The organism is Streptomyces sp. NPDC050732 (assembly GCF_040654255.1).
GTDB lineage: Bacteria > Actinomycetota > Actinomycetes > Streptomycetales > Streptomycetaceae > Streptomyces.
Genome location: NZ_JBFAHP010000014.1, coordinates 45,070 through 62,128, shown reverse-complemented (window position 1 = coordinate 62,128; position 17,059 = coordinate 45,070). Strand labels below are relative to the sequence as shown.

Annotated in this window: 15 protein-coding genes; 5 read left to right on the top strand and 10 right to left on the bottom strand. The window is 70.3% G+C overall.

Annotated elements, in window-relative coordinates:
* Positions 1–113 precede the first annotated feature (113 nt).
* Entirely contained in the window at positions 114–1,325 is a 1,212-nt protein-coding gene (locus tag AB0H82_RS15035; RefSeq protein ID WP_362992621.1) for a hypothetical protein, read from the top strand.
* A gap of 92 nt (positions 1,326–1,417) precedes the next feature.
* Here AB0H82_RS15035 and hflX read toward each other — a convergent pair whose 3' ends face one another.
* The 6 genes from hflX to miaA form a co-directional block, all read right to left on the bottom strand.
* On the bottom strand, positions 1,418–2,908 hold the full coding sequence (hflX, locus tag AB0H82_RS15030; RefSeq protein WP_362992619.1) for a GTPase HflX: 1,491 nt from the start codon (positions 2,906–2,908) through the stop codon (positions 1,418–1,420).
* Between the two features lie 194 nt (positions 2,909–3,102).
* Entirely contained in the window at positions 3,103–4,587 is a 1,485-nt protein-coding gene (locus AB0H82_RS15025; RefSeq protein ID WP_362992617.1) for a M1 family metallopeptidase, read from the bottom strand.
* A gap of 112 nt (positions 4,588–4,699) precedes the next feature.
* Positions 4,700–6,847: an HD domain-containing protein gene (locus tag AB0H82_RS15020; RefSeq protein WP_362992615.1), complete on the bottom strand. Its 2,148-nt coding sequence runs from the start codon at positions 6,845–6,847 to the stop codon at positions 4,700–4,702.
* A gap of 142 nt (positions 6,848–6,989) precedes the next feature.
* Positions 6,990–7,868, bottom strand: a complete 879-nt coding sequence (gene dapF / locus AB0H82_RS15015) for a diaminopimelate epimerase (protein ID WP_362992613.1) — start codon at positions 7,866–7,868, stop codon at positions 6,990–6,992.
* Between the two features lie 72 nt (positions 7,869–7,940).
* Positions 7,941–8,402, bottom strand: coding sequence for a hypothetical protein (locus AB0H82_RS15010; RefSeq protein ID WP_362992795.1), 462 nt, complete (start codon positions 8,400–8,402; stop codon positions 7,941–7,943).
* 107 nt (positions 8,403–8,509) lie between these two features.
* Complete coding sequence (gene miaA / locus AB0H82_RS15005; RefSeq protein WP_362992611.1) at positions 8,510–9,448, bottom strand: tRNA (adenosine(37)-N6)-dimethylallyltransferase MiaA; 939 nt, start codon at positions 9,446–9,448, stop codon at positions 8,510–8,512.
* A 182-nt stretch (positions 9,449–9,630) separates the two neighbouring features.
* Between miaA and AB0H82_RS15000 the strand changes: the two genes are divergently transcribed.
* Together AB0H82_RS15000 and AB0H82_RS14995 are read left to right on the top strand one after the other, a co-directional pair.
* A complete protein-coding gene (locus tag AB0H82_RS15000; RefSeq protein WP_362992609.1) occupies positions 9,631–9,918 on the top strand; it encodes a hypothetical protein in 288 nt (95 codons plus the stop codon).
* Positions 9,919–9,943: 25 nt separating this feature from the next.
* Entirely contained in the window at positions 9,944–10,219 is a 276-nt protein-coding gene (locus AB0H82_RS14995) for an antitoxin (RefSeq protein ID WP_362992607.1), read from the top strand.
* 172 nt (positions 10,220–10,391) lie between these two features.
* On the opposite strand, the gene AB0H82_RS14990 is transcribed toward AB0H82_RS14995, so the two are convergent.
* Together AB0H82_RS14990 and miaB are read right to left on the bottom strand one after the other, a co-directional pair.
* On the bottom strand, positions 10,392–11,117 hold the full coding sequence (locus AB0H82_RS14990) for a class III extradiol dioxygenase subunit B-like domain-containing protein (RefSeq protein WP_362992605.1): 726 nt from the start codon (positions 11,115–11,117) through the stop codon (positions 10,392–10,394).
* A 72-nt stretch (positions 11,118–11,189) separates the two neighbouring features.
* A complete protein-coding gene (miaB, locus tag AB0H82_RS14985) occupies positions 11,190–12,680 on the bottom strand; it encodes a tRNA (N6-isopentenyl adenosine(37)-C2)-methylthiotransferase MiaB (RefSeq protein ID WP_362992603.1) in 1,491 nt (496 codons plus the stop codon).
* A gap of 138 nt (positions 12,681–12,818) precedes the next feature.
* Here miaB and AB0H82_RS14980 point away from each other — a divergent pair, with 138 nt between their 5' ends.
* Positions 12,819–13,814, top strand: coding sequence for a TAXI family TRAP transporter solute-binding subunit (locus AB0H82_RS14980; protein ID WP_362992601.1), 996 nt, complete (start codon positions 12,819–12,821; stop codon positions 13,812–13,814).
* Positions 13,815–13,838: 24 nt separating this feature from the next.
* Here the strand turns inward: AB0H82_RS14980 and AB0H82_RS14975 are convergent, their stop codons facing one another.
* Positions 13,839–15,263 carry a HAMP domain-containing sensor histidine kinase gene (locus tag AB0H82_RS14975; protein ID WP_362992599.1) on the bottom strand — a complete coding sequence of 475 codons (1,425 nt, stop codon included), beginning with the start codon at positions 15,261–15,263 and terminating at the stop codon, positions 13,839–13,841.
* A gap of 23 nt (positions 15,264–15,286) precedes the next feature.
* Positions 15,287–15,976 (bottom strand): response regulator transcription factor, encoded by a 690-nt coding sequence (locus AB0H82_RS14970; RefSeq protein ID WP_362992597.1) that lies wholly within the window; start codon positions 15,974–15,976, stop codon positions 15,287–15,289.
* Between the two features lie 286 nt (positions 15,977–16,262).
* Between AB0H82_RS14970 and AB0H82_RS14965 the strand changes: the two genes are divergently transcribed.
* Positions 16,263–17,042, top strand: coding sequence for an amino acid ABC transporter ATP-binding protein (locus AB0H82_RS14965; RefSeq protein ID WP_362992595.1), 780 nt, complete (start codon positions 16,263–16,265; stop codon positions 17,040–17,042).
* Positions 17,043–17,059 lie beyond the last annotated feature (17 nt).

The following is a 17,059-nucleotide window of genomic DNA, read 5'->3' as shown; positions in this document are numbered from 1 at the left end:
CCCCAACCTCACAGGCATAGTGAGGTGTCGCGTCACAGCGGGTGCCACGGAGCCCTGCGCCGACGCATGACACGTACATGGCAATCACACGTTTCAACGGGGGTACCTGCACCATGCGTTCCACTCGTGCGCCGTTCGCGCGCAGCCGCGGACGGCGGGTCGCGCTCGCCGCCACCGGGCTCGCGGCGACCTTGGCGCTCACCGCCACGGCCTGTGGCCCGAGCGACGACAAGGCGAGCGACAAGCCGGACACCACCACGTCCCAGGGAGCCGACGGCTCCGATTCCGGTTCCGACACCAAGCTTCCCGACGGCCTCGCCGACAAGCTCAAGGACAACGGGATCGACCTGGACGACTGGAAGAACGGCGCCTGGAAGAACTGGGACAAGGACGACTGGGTGCGCGAGGCCAAGGACTTCGCCAACCCGGTCATCGAAGGGCTCTGGAAGCCCGAGCGGATGCGGAAGGCGAAGGACCCGAACAAGACGATCGCCGCGAAGGACGCGGCCGCCGGCCAGGGCGCGACCGACCCCGAGCCGACTCCGGTGCGGGCCAAGCCCGAGAAGACGCCGTACCACAAGAACGCCGCCCCGGTCGGCAAGATCTTCTTCGACTCCCCCGAGGGGTCGATGGTCTGCTCCGGCACGGTCGTGAAGGACCCGCGCAACCCGGGCAAGTCCAACCTCGTGTGGACCGCGGGCCACTGCGTGCACGCCGGCCAGAACGGCGGCTGGTACCGCAACATCGCCTTCGTGCCGTCCTACAACGACCTGGGCAAGTCCGAGGCCCAGCTGCGCAACGCGGCCCCGCAGGAGATCGCCCCCTACGGCCAGTACTGGGCGGACTGGGTCTCGACCTCGAACGAGTGGATAAACGACGGCGGTCCGACGGGCGGCTCGGGTGCGACGTACGACTACGCCGTCATGCATGTGAAGCCGGAGCAGGGCGGCAAGTCCCTGGAGGAGACCGTCGGCAACGCGCTCGACGTCGACTTGTCGACCCCGGCCGCGCAGAGCGTGAGCTCGATGGGCGCCTGGGGCTACCCGGCCGCCCCGCCGTACAACGGCCTGCTCATGCACCAGTGTGTGGACAAGCCGGGCCGGCTCTCGCTGTCGCCGTCCCTGCCGACGATGTACCGCATCGGCTGCACCATGACCGGCGGTTCGTCCGGCGGTGGCTGGTTCCGGATGGTGGGCGGCAAGACGAAGCTCGTGTCGAACACCTCGATCGGCCCGGCCGAGAACACCTGGCTGGCCGGCCCCCAGCTCGGCAGGGGCGCCGAGCAGGTCTACGACATGATGAGCAAGAAGTACGGCGCTCAGTAGCCGCACGGCACCACACCTGACATGGCGAAGGCCCGCCCCCTACGAGAGGGGGCGGGCCTTCGCCAGGTGCGCTACCGGGTCAGCTTCTCGGCTCAGTGCGCGGCGAGCACGTACGGAGCGAGCTCCGCGGCGAGCTCTTCGTGCACCTGCGCCTTGAGCAGCGTGCCCTCGCCGGTGTGCTCCTCGGAGAGCACCTCGCCCTCGGCGTGCGCCCGCGAGACGAGCTGGCCGTGCGTGTACGGAACGAGGGCTTCGATGTCGACCTCGGGCCGCGGCAGTTCGCTGTCGATGAGCCCGAGCAGTTCGTCGATTCCGGCGCCGGACCGCGCGGAGACCGCGATCGCGTGCTTCTCGTTGCGCAGCAGGCGCTGGAGGACCAGCGGGTCCGCAGCGTCCGCCTTGTTGATCACGACGATCTCGGGCACGTCGGTGGCGCCCACGTCGCGGATCACCTCGCGCACCGCGGCGAGCTGCTCCTCCGGCACCGGATGCGAACCGTCCACCACGTGCAGGATGAGGTCCGAGTCGCCGACCTCCTCCATCGTGGAGCGGAAGGCCTCCACGAGGTGGTGCGGCAGGTGTCGTACGAACCCGACGGTGTCCGCCAGGGTGTAGACCCGGCCGCTCGGCGTCTCGGCCCGGCGCACGGTGGGGTCGAGGGTGGCGAACAGCGCGTTCTCCACCAGTACGCCCGCGCCTGTGAGGCGGTTGAGGAGGGAGGACTTGCCCGCGTTCGTATATCCGGCGATCGCTACCGAAGGCACCTTGTTGCGCCAGCGCTCCTGCCGCTTGATGTCGCGGCCCGTCTTCATCTCCGCGATCTCCCGGCGCATCTTCGCCATCTTCTCGCGGATCCGTCGCCGGTCCGTCTCGATCTTGGTCTCACCGGGACCGCGGGTGGCCATGCCGCCACCGCCGCCGCCGCCCATCTGACGGGAGAGCGACTGACCCCAGCCACGGAGCCTCGGCAGCATGTACTGCATCTGCGCGAGGGCGACCTGCGCCTTGCCCTCTCGGGACTTGGCGTGCTGGGCGAAGATGTCGAGGATCAGGGCGGTCCTGTCGACCACCTTGACCTTGACGACGTCTTCGAGGTGGATCAGCTGGCCGGGGCTCAGCTCACCGTCGCAGACGACGGTGTCGGCTCCGGTCTCAAGCACGATGTCGCGCAGCTCCAGGGCCTTGCCGGAGCCGATGTACGTCGCCGGGTCGGGCTTGTCGCGGCGCTGGACGACACCGTCGAGCACGAGCGCGCCCGCGGTCTCGGCGAGGGCGGCCAGCTCGGCGAGGGAGTTCTCCGCATCCTGGACCGTTCCCGAAGTCCACACGCCGACGAGCACCACTCGCTCCAGGCGGAGCTGTCGGTACTCGACTTCGGTGACGTCCTCGAGCTCGGTGGAGAGGCCCGCGACGCGGCGCAGAGCCGCGCGCTCGGAGCGGTCGAGCTGCTCGCCGTCCCGCTCTCCGTCGATCTCGTGGCTCCAGGCGACGTCCTCTTCCATCAGGGCATCGGCCCGAAGACCTTCGGGGTAGTTCTGCGCGAAGCTCTGTGCGTCCTGGGAAGGGGAAGAAGAGGAGGTCATTTGGTCCTTACGTCGATTCGTCGATGGAAAAGGCGACGGATGCGGGATCCGTCACAGTCGACAACGCCCGGCGTGGTCCGGAGATTCCCGGAACCGGCCGATCCTGCCCTGAGATGTCCCCGAGGGGATGTCCCTGACGGGCGTGCCGTCGACCCCATGATGGTTGCACGGCACGGCCCGTCTCGTCATCCGGGTTATTTCCCGGCTTTCCACTCCGGATGCCCCGGCATCGGCGGCGTCTTCTTCCCGTACAGCCAGCCGTCGAAGAAGCCTCCGAGATCACGTCCGGCCACCTGGGACGCGAGCCGCACGAAGTCGGCGGTCTCGGCGTTGCCGTCGTGGTGGATGCGGACCCACTCCCGCTCCAGGCGGTCGAAGGCCTCGTGCCCGATCTCCTGGCGCAGGGCGTAGAGCACCAGGGCACTGCCGTCGTAGACCACGGGGCGGAAGAGGCTGATCTTCTGTCCGGGCGCGGGCGCCTTCGGCCTCGCCGGGGGCCCGCCGGCCGCGCGCCACCGGTCGGAATGGCGGTAGGCGTTCCGCATCCTGTCGGCCAGCGGCCGGTCCGCCTCCTCCTCGGCGAAAAGGGCCTCGTACCAGGTGGCGTGGCCTTCATTGAGCCAGAGGTCCGACCACGACCTCGGGCTGACACTGTCGCCGAACCACTGGTGTGCCAGCTCGTGCACCATGATCGCGTCGACGTACCACTCCGGGTACTCGGGGCGGGTGAAGATGTCTCTCTCGAAGAGAGAGAGTGTCTGCGTTTCGAGTTCGAAGCCTGTCCTGGCCTGGGCGACCAGGATGCCGTACACCTCGAAGGGGTAGCGGCCGACCTTCTGCTCCATCCAGCCGATCTGGCCGGGTGTCTTCTTCAGCCAGCGCTCCAGGACCTTGCGGTCCTTGGTGGGCACCACGTCGCGCACCGGAAGGCCGTGCGGTCCCTCCCGGTGCACCACGGTGGAACGTCCGATCGACACCTGGGCCAGTTCGGTCGCCATCGGGTGGTGGGAGCGGTACGCCCAGGTGGTGGCGGCGCCGTTCCGGGTGGTGCCGGCCGGGAGGCCGTTGGCGACGGCGGTGAGCCCCTTGGGCGCGGTGATCCGGAAGGTGAATTCCGCCTTGTCCGCGGGATGGTCGTTGCAGGGGAAGACCCGGTGGGCGGCGTCCGCCTGGTTGGCCATGGCCAGTCCGTCGTCGGTGCGCAGCCAGCCGCCCTCGGTGCCCTTAGCGGGCACCGGGTCACTGGTGTGGCGGACGGTGATCAGCATCCGGTCGCCGCGCCCGACCGCCGCGGACGGTGTCACGACCAGGTCCTCGCCGCTGCTTTCGAAGCGAGCGCGCTCGCCGTTCATCTCGACGGAGCGCACGGTGCCGTGCGCGAAGTCGAGGTTCACGCGCTCCAGGTGGTCGGTCGCGCGGGCGTAGATCTTGGTGACGGCGTCCAGCGGCTTGCGGTTGTCACCGTGATAGGTGAAGGCGATGTCGTACGTCTCGACGTCGTATCCGGGGTTGCCCAGGTGCGGGAAGAGCCGGTCGCCGATGCCGAGCGGAGTGGCCGGTGACGGTGCGCCGGCCGCGAGGAGCGCGGTGGAAGCGGCCGCGGCGACCAGGGCGGCGGCGATGCGGGGGGTGCGGAGGGCCTTCGGCCCGGAGGCCGTGGTCCGAGGGGTGAGCAGCATGAACCACCGCTATCAGCGCGCGTCTTGTCAGCACGGGACGGCGCGCGCCGAACCACTCGAACGGGTCGCCCGGTGCGCCCCTCCGACCGGGCACCGCGCGCGGGCGAGCTCTTCAGTGGACGGCGGCCGCCGGATGCTGGGCGCGGCTCACGTCGAACACACCGGGGACAGCGCGCATCGCGCGCATCAGGCCTGGCAGGTGGGCGGCGTCGGGGAGTTGCAGTGTGTACGTGTGGCGTACGCGCTGCTGGGTCGGTGGCTCCACGGTCGCCGAGATGATCGCCACTCCTTCGAGGGCGATCGCTTCGGTGAGGTCGGCGAGCAGGTGCGCCCGGCCGAACGATTCGGCGATCAGGGTGACGCGGCACTCGGCGGTGTCCCCCCAGCGCACGCCGACCTCCGCACGCCCCGCTTCCTTCATGCGCTCCACTCCGGGGCAGCCGATCCGGTGGACGGTCACCATGCCCCCGCGGACGGCGAAGGCGGTGATGTCGTCGGGTGGCACCGGCGTACAACAGCCGGCGAGGCGCACGCTCGCGCCCTCGCGGTCCACGACGGCGTTGGCGGCGGCCGGCCGCAGCACGCCGGCCGGCTCCGGCTTCGGCACAGGTGCCGCGGCCTGCTGGGGCGGCCGCTGCGCGGAGGGGGCCGGCACGGGCGCCGCGGGCGCCGGGTGCGTGGTGAGCCAGCGCCGGATGGCGATCCGCGCGGCGGGCGTGCGCGCATGGTCCAGCCACTCGCGTGACGGCCCGGAGGTGAGGTCCTGGCCCATGAGGAGCTGCACGGTGTCGCCGTCCCGCAGGACCGTGCTGAGCGTCGCCAGACGGCCGTTGACCCGGGCGCCGATGCAGGCGTGGGCGTCCTCGCCGTACTGGGCGTAGGCGGCGTCCACGCAGCTGGCGCCCGCGGGGAGGCCGAGCGTGCCGCCGTCGGGCCGGAAGACGGCGATCTCGCGGTCCTGGGCGAGGTCCTCGCGCAGCGTCGACCAGAACGTGTCGGGGTCGGGGGCGGCCTGCTGCCAGTCGAGGAGCCGGGAGAGCCAGCCGGGCCTGGTCGGGTCCACGCGCTCGTCGTCGGCGCCGTCGGACGGCTCCTCCGAAGGAGGAGCGTAGGGATTGCGCAGGGCGACGACGCCCGCTTCGGCGACCTGGTGCATCTGATGGGTGCGGATGAGGACTTCGGCGACCTCGCCGTCGGCGCGGGTCACGGCCGTGTGCAGCGATTGGTAGAGGTTGAACTTCGGTACGGCGATGAAGTCCTTGAACTCCGAGACGACCGGTGTGAAGCAGGTGTGCAGCTCTCCCAGGACTCCGTAGCAGTCGGCGTCCTCGTTCACGAGGACGAGGAGACGGCCGAAGTCGGAGGCGCGCAGTTCGCCGCGCTTGCGGTGCACGCGGTGCACGGAGACGGAGTGCCGGGGCCTGATGAGTACTTCGGCGGTGATGCCCGCGTCGCGCAGCACGCCGCGCACCTCGCCCGCGATGTCCCCGAGGGGGTCGTCGACGCTCGCCTCATTAGCGGCGATCATGGCCTTGACCTGCGCGCACTCCTCCGGATGGAGGATCGCGAAGACGAGGTCCTCCAGCTCCGTCTTGAGTGCCTGCACGCCGAGGCGCTCGGCGAGCGGGATGAGCACGTCCCGGGTGACCTTGGCGATGCGGGCCTGTTTCTCGGGGCGCATGACACCGAGGGTGCGCATGTTGTGCAGCCGGTCGGCGAGCTTGATCGACATGACGCGTACGTCGTTGCCGGTGGCGACGAGCATCTTGCGGAACGTCTCGGGCTCCGCCGCCGCTCCGTAGTCGACCTTTTCCAGCTTCGTGACGCCGTCGACCAGATAGCAGACGTCGTCGCCGAACTCGGCGCGCACCTGGTCGAGCGTCACGTCCGTGTCCTCGACCGTGTCGTGGAGCAGGGACGCGGTGAGGGTCGTGATCTCCGCGCCGAGCTGGGCGAGGATCAGGGTCACCGCGAGGGGGTGGGTGATGTACGGCTCACCGCTCTTGCGGGTCTGGCCGCGGTGCGAGGACTCGGCGAGGACGTACGCGCGGCGGAGGGGCTCCAGGTCCGCGTCCGGGTAGTGGCCTCGGTGGGCCTCCGCCACATGGCCGATCGCGTCGGGGAGACGGTCCCGGGTGCCGGACCCGAGGAGAGCGGCACGGCCGAGCCTGCGCAGGTCTAGACGGGCGCGGCCGCGCCTGCGCTGAACCCCGGACGCGACGGGGCCGGGCGTGGCCGGATTCGTGGCCTCCGCACTCATGAGCACCTCCGGCTGCTTCGACCGGCGGTGATCGGACGGTGGCATACTCCGTCCGGGCCGGTGCTTGATGCTACCGAGCCCATCACGCGGTGCTGACCGCCTCTCGCCGAGCGTGAAACGGATCACCCATTCGAGCGACACTTCATGAGGTTGCCGTTTCGATCCATTCGGGCATGATCTCGCCCTCGGCGACGATCACGGCGCCGCCCGTCATCTCGATCTCGCCGTCGGGCCGCTCAGTGATCACCAGGCGGCCGCCGGGCAGGTCGACGGTGTACGTGACCGGGGCGCCGGTCACGGCCGGGTCCAGGCCGTCCTTGCGGGCCGCCGCGACGGCCACGGCGCAGGCGCCGGTGCCGCAGGAGCGGGTCTCGCCCGCGCCGCGCTCGTGCACCCGCATGGCGACGTGGCGGGCGCCTCGGGGGACGACGAGTTCCACGTTCGCCCCGTCCGGGTAGGCGGAGGCGGGGCTGAGGGGCGGCGGGTCGTAGAGATTGCCGGCTTCGGAGAGGTCGTCGATGAAGGCGACCGCGTGCGGATTGCCCATGTTCACGTTGAGCGCGGGCCAGCGGTGGTCGCCGACCGAGACGGTGACGTCCCCTTCGGGGAGCAGTGCCTTGCCCATCCCGACGGTGATGTCGCCGCCGGACTCGGCCTTGGCGATGTGCACGGTCTTCACGCCGCCGCGGGTGGCCACTGCCAGGTCACCCTCGCCGACATACCCCGCGTGCTGCAGGTACCGGGCGAAGACGCGCACTCCATTGCCGCACATCTCGGCGACCGAACCGTCGCCGTTGCGGTAGTCCATGAACCACTCGGCGCGGTCCGCCAGGTGGCGCGCCTCGGGGTGGGCCGCGGAGCGCACGACATGCAGGAGGCCGTCCCCGCCGATGCCCGCACGGCGGTCGCAGAGGGCGGCGACAGCGGTCGGGGGCAGGTCGATGGCGTTGTCGGGGTCGGGGATGATCACGAAGTCGTTCTCGGTCCCGTGCCCCTTGAGGAAGGCGATCCGCGTGCTCATTCCTCGATCGTACGGGGTGGGTACGACAGCGGGTCACGCGGTGCCGTACGGGCGGGGCCCGCACGGTGCGGCTCAGCGGAGTCGGGCCACCCGCCACACGGCGAGGACCACGGCGCCCAGGAACAGCAGGGCGTACCCGGAGACGACCCGCCAGTCCGGGCGGCGCCCGGAGCCGCGCTCGGGCAGCCCTGGCCAGGTGTGGCCCACGCGGCGGGCGGCCATCATGCCCCAGCCTGCGGCGCAGCAGCTCAGCAGCAGCCCGAGCATGGCGACGACGGCGCCGCCGTCGCCGAACTCGAAGGCGAGCGGGAACGCGAACATCAGGGATCCGACCGCGGCCAGGATCACGATGGGTGCGAGCTGCCAGACGCGCAGCCGGGGCTGCGGGCGCAGCTCGACCTCGACCTCGGGTTCCTGGGACATCTCGTCCGGGTCGGGACCGTCGTCCGTCACGCTGCCCCGGGTCTCGTCGGGGCCGTCGGGACTCAGCTGCTCCCCGCCGTCATGTGCGGTGTCACGAGGGCCGGCCTCCATCGCCACGCGCCCTCCCACTTCGGACTTCACCGGTCGATCGATGGTCGATGATGGCACGGTGTCAGGTGCCGGGATGACCGCCGGAGCGTCCCGATGCCATCACGTGATCAGGCTGTGACCGGTCGTTCGACCAACGCCAGTGCGCGGGCCGGGAGTTCCTCGCGGTCGGCCACCGCCCCACTGAGCCAGTGCACCCGCGGGTCGCGGCGGAACCACGAGTCCTGACGGCGCGCGAAGCGCTTGGTGGCGCGGACCGTTTCGGCGCGCGCCTCGTCCTCCGTGCACTCTCCGGCGAGCGCCGCGAGCACCTGCTGGTAGCCGAGCGCGCGGGACGCCGTACGCCCCTCCCGCAACCCCTTGGCCTCCAGCGCACGAACTTCGTCGACGAGGCCCCGGTCCCACATGCGGTCCACGCGCGTGGCGATGCGTTCGTCGAGTTCGGGGCGTGCCACGTCGACGCCGATCTGGACGGTGTCGTAGACGGAATCGTGGCCGGGAAGGTTGGCGGTGAAGGGCTTGCCGGTGATCTCGATGACCTCCAGGGCGCGGACGATCCGGCGGCCGTTGCTCGGCAGGATCGCGCGGGCCGCCTCGGGGTCGGCGGCGGCGAGGCGGGCGTGCAGCGCTCCGGAGCCGCGCAGTGTGAGCTCCTCCTCCAGGCGGGCCCTTACGTCGGGGTCGGTGCCGGGGAACTCCAGGTGGTCCACCGCTCCCCGGACATAGAGGCCGGAGCCGCCGACGAGGATCGGCCAGCGCCCTTCGGCGAGGAGGCGGTCGATCTCGGCGCGGGCCAGCTTCTGGTACTCGGCGACGCTGGCCGCCTCCGTGACTTCCCAGATGTCGAGGAGGTGGTGGGGCACGCCGGCGCGCTCGTCGAGCGTCAGCTTGGCGGTGCCGATATCCATCCCTCGGTAGAGCTGCATCGAGTCGGCGTTGACGATTTCGCCGCCGAGACGCTGGGCGAGGAAAACGCCCAGATCGGACTTTCCGGCCGCGGTCGGACCGACGACGGCGATGACCCGCGGGGCGGGGGTTGCACTACTCACCGCCCCAGTCTCGCAAACCCCGCACCCCCTTCCCGAACGAGCGACGTGACGGCACGGCTCTGAGGTCGTTGCCTGTTGCGAGGTTCCGGCCGCCGGTTTCGAGGACCGATCACCCGGGCGACGCAATGAGACGCACCGGGCGGGGCGGGATTTCGCCCACACGAGTAACGTATGGAGTAGATATGGGCGTTTTTGCACGGTTCCGTCGGAAGGCCAAGGACGGCGAAGAGGCCTCAACGGCTGAGGCGGCTGCCGACACGACGGCTGAGCCGAAGGCGGCCACGAAGTCCTCCGAGGCCGAAGCCGATGCGAAGCCCGCTGCCGAGGCCGACAAGGACGCCGAGGGCGTTGCCGAGGGCAAGCCCCACGAGGCCGCCGAAGGGGCCGACGCGGACGGTGTGGACATCCCGAAGCAGCAGTCCGCGGAGAAGGCCGCCGACAACGAGGCCGGTGAGGGCGCCCGGAAGTAGCTCCCCGGCGAGGGAAGGTGGACCCATGGGCTTCCTGGACCAGCTGAAAGCCAAGCTCGCCCCGGCCAAGGACAAGGTCTCGCACCTCGCGCAGCAGCACGGGGACAAGATCGACCAGGGCCTGGACAAGGCCGCGAAGGTGGTCGACGAGAGGACCAAGGGCAAGTACAGCGACAAGATCCGGACGGGCACGGGGAAGGCCAAGGACGCCGTCGACCGTCTCGCCGGTCCGGACCAGGGCAAGGACGCGGGCGGCACCACCACCCCGCCGACGCCTCCGTCGCCCCCTCCAGCTTCCTGAACCGCAACGGTGGACGGCCGCGAAGCACTCCGCTTCGCGGCCGCCTCCGCATGTCCTGACGGCTCCGCACGGCGCCTCCGCACGTCCTGTCCGCGGTGGCGGTGAGCGTGCCTACGCGGCGCGCGGGCCCCGTTGTGGCTGCGCGCCCCTGGAAGCGCCTCTGGAAGCCCCGCTACGACCAGGCGGCCACCACGTACCCCACGCCGTACGGCGCGTCCTCGTAGAGCAGCTCGCCGCTCAGCGCCGCGCCGTCCGCCGCACCGGCGAGCACCTGCCACGGGGCACGGCCCGCCGCCTTCAGCTCCGCCGCGAGACCCGCGTCCAGCGCCTTCAGCGCCGCGATGTCGGCCGCGCCGACCGCACGTCCCACCTCGGCGTCGAAACCGGCCGCACGCTCGTCGAGGTACCCCGGCGCCTTCAGGGTGCGGCACGCGCTCGCGTCGCCCATCACCAGCAGTGCCACCCGGTCCGCCCCGGCCCCGATTTCCGCTCCGAGTTGAATACACCGCTCGGCGGCGAGTGGTTCCCACACGCCGAGACCTTCCACCGGAGCGGTCGACCACTGGGTGCGTTCGAGGAGCCAGCCGGCCACGGCGAGCGACGACGGAAGTTCACGCCGCCCGGCTTCGTCCGGCGTGCGCCGCGGCGCCGGTCCGAGACGTACGTCGACGTCCACCCCGAACCCCCGGAAGGATCCGCGGGCACCCTGCGGGTACGGGCCGCGCCCGCTCTGCCCGGCCGGGCCGACCACGAGGAGCCGGTCGGGCCGTGCGGCGGCGAGCACGCCGACGGCGTCCGAGCACGCCGCGCGCGCGGCGTCCAGTTCGGGGGCGGCGCCCGCGGCGACCTCGGGGACGAGCAGCGGCGGAGAAGGGCAGACGGCTGCGGCGACAAGCATGATCCGCAGAGTAACGCGCCCTAAGAAGAGATCTCTCCGGAGTCCCGCTCCAGGCCCAGGACCACGAAGTGGTCAGTCGCAGCCGCAGCCACTGCCCGTCGCGACCGGAAGCGGCTCGGGAGCACCGATCTTCGGCAGCCCCAGCATCACACCGGCGGGCTTCGCGGCCGCCTCGGCGTTCCGCTTCTCCCAGGCGTCTCCCGCGCGCGTGGGACGCACGTTCAGTACGGCGCCCTCGGCCAGGAGGTGGTGCGGCGCGGCGTAGGTGATTTCGACGGTCACGACGTCGCCGGGGCGCACTTCGGTGTCCGGCTTGGTGAAGTGGACCAGGCGGTTGTCGGGGGCGCGGCCGGACAGGCGGTGCGTGGCGCCGTCCTTGCGACCCTCGCCCTCGGCGACCATCAGTTCCAGGGTGCGGCCGACCTGCTTCTTGTTCTCCTCCCAGGAGATCTCCTCCTGGAGGGCCACCAGCCGCTCGTAACGCGACTGGACGACCTCCTTGGGGATCTGTCCCTCCATGGTCGCCGCCGGGGTCCCGGGACGCTTGGAGTACTGGAAGGTGAAGGCGCTCCCGAAGCGGGCCTCACGGACCACGTGCATCGTCTGCTCGAAGTCCTCCTCGGTCTCGCCGGGGAAGCCCACGATGATGTCGGTGGAGATCGCCGCGTCCGGCATGGCGGCGCGGACCTTCTCGATGATGCCCAGGAAACGATCCTGCCGGTACGAGCGGCGCATCGACTTGAGGATCCGGTCCGAGCCGGACTGCAGCGGCATGTGGAGCTGCGGCATCACGTTCGGTGTCTCGGCCATGGCGGCGATCACGTCGTCCGTGAAGTCGCGCGGGTGCGGGGAGGTGAAGCGCACGCGCTCCAGGCCCTCGATCTTCCCGCAGGCGCGCAGCAGCTTGCTGAAGGCCTCGCGGTCGCCGATGTCCGAGCCGTACGCGTTCACGTTCTGCCCGAGGAGGGTGATCTCGGAGACGCCCTCGGCCACGAGGGCCTCGATCTCGGCGAGGATGTCGCCGGTCCTGCGGTCCTTCTCCTTGCCGCGCAGCGCGGGCACGATGCAGAAGGTGCAGGTGTTGTTGCAGCCGACGGAGATGGAGACCCAGGCCGCGTACGCGCTCTCGCGGCGGGTCGGCAGCGTCGACGGGAAGGCTTCGAGCGACTCGGCGATCTCGACCTGCGCCTCTTCCTGGACGCGGGCGCGCTCCAGGAGGACCGGCAGCTTGCCGATGTTGTGCGTGCCGAAGACGACGTCGACCCAGGGCGCCCTCTTGACGATGGTGTCGCGGTCCTTCTGGGCCAGGCAGCCGCCGACGGCGATCTGCATGCCCGGACGCTTGGTCTTCATCGGCGCCAGGCGGCCGAGATTGCCGTACAGACGGTTGTCGGCGTTCTCGCGCACGGCGCACGTGTTGAAGACGACGACGTCGGCATCGCCGTCCGCCCCATCGGGCGCACGCTCGTAGCCGGCGTCCTCCAGGAGGCCGGACAGCCGCTCGGAGTCATGGACGTTCATCTGGCACCCGTAGGTGCGCACCTCGTAAGTCTTCGCGCTCATCTCGCCCCCCAGGGTACGGGGTCGCCACGCGCGCGTGCCCGCGGATTCCGACCAGGGTGCCGGGAGGTGGGCCACGGAGTGGTGCGGTGTGACCTCGCCCCTGGTCATCACGGTGACCGGGCTGGCAGGATCGCGCGCATGCTCAAGGCACTCCCCCACATCAGCAGGCGCCGCGCCCTGCAGGGTTCGGCCGCGGCCCTCGTGGTGTTCGGGCTGCTGTTGTGGTGGCTGGTTCCTATGGGCGAGGACTCCCCGAGCGGACGGATGACGTTCAGTACGGGCGTGGAGAAGGGCGTGTACGAGCGGTACGGCAAGCTCCTGCGGACGGCGATCTCGAAGGACATGCCCGACGTCGACGTCGAGCTCCTCAACAGCGAGGGTTCGCAGCAGAACGTCGCGCGGGTGGCCACCGGGAAGGCCGACTTCACCATCGCCGCCGCCGATGCCGTCGAGACGTACCGTCTGAACGCCGAGCCGGGCTGGCACCGGCTGCGGGGCTGCACACGGCTGTACGACGACTACGTGCAGCTCGTGGTGGCCCGTTCCTCGAAGATCGACACCGTCGCGGATCTGCGGAACAAGCGTGTGGCGGTGGGGCAGGAGCACTCCGGAGTGCGGCTGATAGCCGACAGGGTGCTCGACGCCGCGGGCCTGGACGCGGTGAGGGACATCAAGCCGGTGTCCGCCGGGATCGACACGATGCCCGACCTCCTGAAGAGCGGCTCCATCGACGCCTTCTTCTGGTCGGGCGGGCTCCCGACCACCTCCGTGCGCGCGCTCTCGAACGAGATGGACATCAAGCTCGTGAAGCTCGGCTACCTCGTCGACTCGCTGCACAAGCAGGGTGGCGCCTCGCGCTACTACCGGGCGGCGACGATGCCGGCCGACGCCTATCCCGAGGCTCAGCTGGGCTCCGCCGTGCCGACGCTGGCCGTGGCGAACCTCCTGGTGACCACGGACCGGTCCGATCCGGAACTGACCGAACAGCTGACACGGACCGTCATCGACAGCCGCGACCACATCGGCGACGAGGTGCACGCGGCACAGCTGGTGGATCTGCGCACCGCCCTCTTCACGGACCCGCTGCCGCTGCACCAGGGAGCGCGCCGCTACTACCGCTCGGTCAAGCCCTGAGCCGTCGTGACGCGGCTTCCGCCGTCATGTGCGGCTAGGACTGCCCGAGGGCTCGCCGCGCGGGACGCTGACCGTCACCTTCAGTCCGTGCGGTTCGTGGTGTGCGTACGTGATGGAGCCCCCGCCCGCCGCGAGCAGGGCCCGTGAGATGGACAGGCCGAGCCCGGAGCCCTTCACGTTCTGGTGGCGGTTGCTGCGCCAGAAGCGGTCGCCGACGCGGGTGAGCTCGTCCTCGGTGAGGCCGGGGCCGCCGTCGGTGACCACGACGGTCGTCGTCGCGTCGCAGGAGGAGACCGCCACGTGGACCGGCCCGCCCTCGGGTGTGAACTTCAAGGCGTTGTCGATCACCGCGTCCAGCGCGCTGGAGAGGGCCACCGGGTCGGCCCAGCCGGTGGTGGCCGGGCACGTGTCCGTCAGCCGTACACCCCGCTCGTCGGCGAGCGGCCGCCAGGAGGCGACGCGCTCGGCGGCCAGCTCACCGATGTCGGTGAGGCTCAGATCGGCCGCGACGTGTTCGGCGAGCGCCAGGTCGAGCAGGTCGTCCAGGACCTGGGTCAGGCGCTTGCCCTCGGTGCGGACCGAGGCGATCGCTTCATTGCCCTCGGGCAGTTCGAGGGCGAGGAGTTCGATGCGGAGCAGGAGGGCCGAGAGCGGGTTGCGGAGTTGGTGGGAGGCGTCGGCGACGAAAGCGCGCTGCTGCTCCAGCACGTCCTGGACGTTGTCGGCCATCTCGTTGAACGACCGGGCGAGGCGTCTGAGTTCCGGCGGCCCGCCCGCCGGCGCGACCCGGGATTTGAGGCGCCCTGTCGCTATGTCGTGCGTGGTCGCGTCCAGGATGCGCACCGGGCGCAGCACCCAGCCGGTGAGCCGCAGCGCCGCGCCGACCGCGAGGAGCATGGCCGCCGACTCGCCGGCACCGATGAGCAGCCAGCCGTGCAGTGTCTGCGAACGCATGCGTCCGGTCGGCGAGTCCGTGACGACGACGGCGATGACGTCGCCGTCCTTGATCACCGGGGAGGCGACGGCCAACCGCCCCCGCTGCCAGGGCCACACCTGCTCGGGGTCATGGCTGCCGCGGGAGCGGAGCGCTTCTTCGAAGGCGTCCCGCAGGGCTCCGTGGCGGGGCAGGAACCAGTCGTTCGGGGACTGGGCCATGGCGCCGTCGTCGCGGTAGAAGACGCCCGCGCGGATGCCGTACACGTCGTAGTAGTCGTCGAGTTCCTTCTGCAGGGTCTCGCGGCGCTCGTCCGTGCTTCCCATTTCGAGCGGCCCGGTGGGGCGTTTGGTGACGAACTGCGCGAGTGAGGCGAAGCGGGCCGTGTCGTCGATCCGGTCGACGACCACTTTCTGCTGCTGGGCGGCGGCGACGCTGACGGCGAGCGGAAATCCGAGCGCGAGCAGGACGCCCGCCATCAGGATGATCAGCAGCGGGAGGAGGCGGGAGCGCACCTGTCCTCTGTCCTCGCTCTTGGCTACGCGGCCGGGGCGACGAGGCGGTAGCCCACGCCGCGCACGGTCTCGATCAGGGCGGGCATGTGCAGCTTGGAACGCAGGGAGGCCACATGCACCTCCAGGGTGCGGCCCGTCCCTTCCCAACTGGTGCGCCACACTTCGCTGATGATCTGCTCCCGGCGGAACACCACTCCGGGGCGCTGGGCGAGGAGGGCGAGCAAGTCGAACTCCTTGCGGGTCAGTTGGACGACCGAACCCTCCACGCTGACCTGCCGGGTGGGGAGTTCGATGCGTACGGGACCCAGCCGCAGGTCGCTGTCGCCGGCCGTCGAGGCGCCGGCAGGGGCGGGCCGCCGGATGACCGCGTGGATACGGGCGATGAGCTCCCCGGTGTCGTACGGCTTCACTACGTAGTCATCGGCTCCGAGGTTGAGGCCGTGGATCCGGGAGCGTACGTCGGAGCGCGCCGTCACCATGATCACCGGAATCGAGCCGCGCTTGCGGATCTTGCCGCACACCTCATAGCCGTCCTGGTCGGGCAGACCCAGGTCGAGAAGCACCACTCCGAAGGGGGGCGTTTCCGCGGGCAGCAGGGCTTGCAGGGCCTCCTCGCCGTTGCGGGCGTGGACGACGTCGAAGCCGTGCCGGGCCAGGACCGCGGACAGGGCGGCGGCCACATGATCGTCATCCTCGACGAGAAGCAGTCGCATGAGGGCCCCCTCCAGTTCATCGGTCGTTCCGTTGTGGCCGGTATCCCTGGCCGGTGGTCGCGCGAGCGCCCCAAGGCATCCACGCCGATGGATAAGGACCGCGTCAAGAGGGTTCAGGGCGTCGGCACGTTCCGTTACCCACCCGGTACGCACACCGTGGGCCCTCTTCACACGGTGTGTCCGGTTGCGGCCGGATCGTTATGCTCAATTTCCCCTCAGATGTAATGACGCTGGTCGCACTGGGTTATTACTGTCCTCCCAACCGAGGAGGATGGAGCAACAAGCCGTGACCGAAGTATCGGTGACCAAGGACGCCATACCGCCTGGGGCGGACGACCTTGTCGTGCTGAAGAACGTCAACAAGCACTTCGGCGCTCTGCACGTCCTCCAGGACATCGACCTGACCATCGCCCGCGGTGAGGTCGTCGTCGTGATCGGCCCCTCGGGGTCCGGCAAGTCGACCCTGTGCCGCGCCATCAACCGCCTGGAGACGATCGATTCGGGAGACATCTCGATCGACGGCAAGCCGCTGCCCCAGGAGGGCAAGGAGCTCGCCAGGCTCCGCGCGGACGTGGGCATGGTCTTCCAGTCCTTCAACCTTTTCGCGCACAAGACCGTGCTCGAAAACGTGACGCTGGGCCAGACCAAGGTGCGCAAGATCGGCAAGGCGGAGGCGGAGAACAAGGCGCGCGGTCTGCTGGACCGCGTGGGCGTCGCCTCCCAGGCCGACAAGTACCCCGCGCAGCTCTCCGGCGGTCAGCAGCAACGCGTCGCCATCGCGCGTGCGTTGGCGATGGACCCCAAGGTGATGCTCTTCGACGAGCCGACGTCGGCGCTCGACCCGGAGATGATCAACGAGGTCCTTGAGGTGATGCAGCAGCTCGCCCGGGAGGGGATGACGATGGTCGTCGTCACCCACGAGATGGGTTTCGCCCGCTCCGCGGCGAACCGTGTCGTCTTCATGGCAGACGGCCGGATCGTCGAAGAGGCCGTGCCTGACCAGTTCTTCAACAACCCGCGCAGCGACCGGGCCAAGGACTTCCTGTCGAAGATCCTTAAGCACTGAGGCTCCCACGCCGTCTC